The sequence below is a fragment of the Pseudomonas batumici genome, assembly GCF_000820515.1.
Lineage (GTDB): Bacteria > Pseudomonadota > Gammaproteobacteria > Pseudomonadales > Pseudomonadaceae > Aquipseudomonas > Aquipseudomonas batumici.
In genome coordinates this window covers 1-2,389 of the sequence record NZ_JXDG01000121.1, presented here as the reverse complement: position 1 = coordinate 2,389, position 2,389 = coordinate 1, and the positions used below count along the sequence as shown (strand labels likewise).

Annotated in this window: 1 protein-coding gene; it reads right to left on the bottom strand. The window is 61.7% G+C overall.

Annotated features, from left to right (window positions below; all coding sequences use genetic code 11):
* Nucleotides 1–2,389: beta strand repeat-containing protein (locus UCMB321_RS31980; protein ID WP_040072083.1), on the bottom strand; the 2,389-nt coding region annotated here is incomplete at both ends.

The window sequence follows — 2,389 nt, the reverse complement described above, 5'->3', positions numbered from 1 at the left end:
AGAAAGTCATTACCCGCTCCCCCCAGCAGGGTGTCGTTGCCGTCACCACCGGACAACACATCGTTGCCGTCGCCGCCATCGACCAGATCGTTACCAGCCGCGCCGTTGAGGGTGTCGTTGCCCATCCCACCGGTCAAGGTGTCGTCAGCCGATGTGCCGCGGATGTTGTCGTCGCCAGCTGTGCCAGCCAGCAGCGTGGCGGTAATAGCGGCCATATTCCAAATAGTGCCATCAGCAAATTGCACCTGCTGCACCGGGTTGAAGGGATTGGCCGTGCTGTCGTTATAGAAGAACCCGCTGATCGTGATCTTGTCGGTGGTGCCGGCGATGCTCAACTCCAGGCCCGCGTTAGAGCCGAAGCTCGGGTCGTACACCTGCTTTAGCACCACGTCGCTTGGCGCGACGCCTGCTTTGAACTGCAAGGTATTGAGTTTGCCGACCGTGGTGTCGTAGGTATACACCACCTGGTCCTGGCCGTCGCCACGACCGAACAGGTAGGTGTTGTTGCCAGTGCCGCCATTCAGGGTGTCGTTGCCGGTGCCTCCATCCAGCACGTCGTTGCCCGCGCCACCATCGAGGGAGTCGTTCCCCGCTCCCCCCAGCAGGGTGTCATTGCCGGCCCCCCCGCTGAGGGTGTCGTTGCCCAGCCCGCCGCTCAACATATCGTCGGCTGATGTGCCGTGGATGCTGTCATCGCCAGCCGTGCCTGCAAAAAGCGTGGCGGTGATGGCGGCCATATCCCAGGTGGTGCCGTCAGCAAACTGCACCTGCTGCACCGGGTTGAAGGGATTGGCCGTACTGTCGTTATAGAAGAACCCGCTGATCGTGATCTTGTCGGTGGTGCCGGCGATGCTCAACTCCAAGCCCGCGTTAGAGCCGAAGTTCGGGTCGTACACCTGCTTCAACACCACGTCGCTTGGTGCGACCCCCGCCTTGAACTGCAAGGTATTGAGCTTGCCGACTGTGGTGTCGTAGGTGTACACCACCTGGTCCTGGCCATCACCGCGACCGAACAGGTAGGTGTTGTTGCCGGTCCCGCCATTCAGCGTGTCGTTGCCGATGCCGCCATCCAGCACGTCGTTGCCCGCGCCGCCGTCGAGGGAGTCGTTACCCGCTCCCCCCAGCAGGGTATCGTTGCCGGCCGCCCCGCTGAGGGTGTCGTTGCCCAGCCCACCGGTCAACATATCATCGGCCGACGTGCCGCGGATGTTTTGGTCGCCAGTTGTGTCGGCCATGCCTGCCAGCAGTGCGGTGGTGATAGCGGCCATATTCCAAATGGTGCCGTCAGCAAATTGCACCTGCTGGACCGGGTTGTAGGGATTGGCCGTGCTGTCGTTATAGAAGAAACCGCTGATCGTGATCTTGTCGGTGGTCCCGGCGATGCTCAACTCCAAACCCGCGTTAGATCCGAAGTTCGGATCGTACACTTGCTTCAGCATCACATCGCTTGGCGCGACACCCGCCTTGAATTGCAATGTATTGAGCTTGCCGACCGTGGTGTCGTAGGTGTACACCACCTGGTCCTGGCCATCACCGCGACCGAACAGGTAGGTGTTGTTACCGGTCCCGCCATTCAGTGTGTCGTTGCCGGTACCGCCATCCAGCACATCGTTGCCCGCACCTCCGTCGAGGGAGTCGTTACCCGCTCCCCCCAGCAGGGTGTCATTGCCAGCAGCCCCGCTGAGGGTGTCGTTGCCCAGCCCGCCGCTCAACATATCGTCGGCCGATGTGCCGCGGATGTTGTCGTCGCCAGCCGTACCCGCAAACAGCGTGGCGGTGATGGCGGCCATATCCCAGGTAGTGCCGTCAGCAAATTGCACTTGCTGCACCGGATTGTAGGGATTGGCCGTGCTGTCGTTATAGAAGAACCCGCTGATCGTGATCTTGTCAGTGGTGCCAGCGATGCTCAGCTCCAGCGCGCCGTTACTGCCTCCCATCTGGTTGTCATAGACTTGCCGAAGCACCACATCGCTTGGGGCGACCCCCGTCTTGAACTGCAAAGTATTGAGCTTGTCGGCCGTGGTGTCATAGCTGATCGTTACCACATCCTGGCCGTCGCCACGACCGAACAGGTAGGTGTTGTTGCCGGTCCCGCCACTCAGGGTGTCGTTGCCGGTGCCACCATCCAGCACGTCGTTGCCCGCGCCACCGTCGAGAAAGTCATTACCCGCTCCCCCCAGCAGGGTGTCGTTGCCGGCCCCCCCGCTGAGGGTGTCGTTGCCCAGCCCGCCGCTCAACATATCGTTGGCCGACGTGCCACGGATGTTGTCGTCGCCGGCCGTGCCCGCAAACAGCGTGGCGGTGATGGCGGCCATATCCCAGGTGGTGCCGTCAGCAAATTGCACCTGCTGCACCGGGTTGTAGGGATTGGCCGTGCTGTCGTTATAGA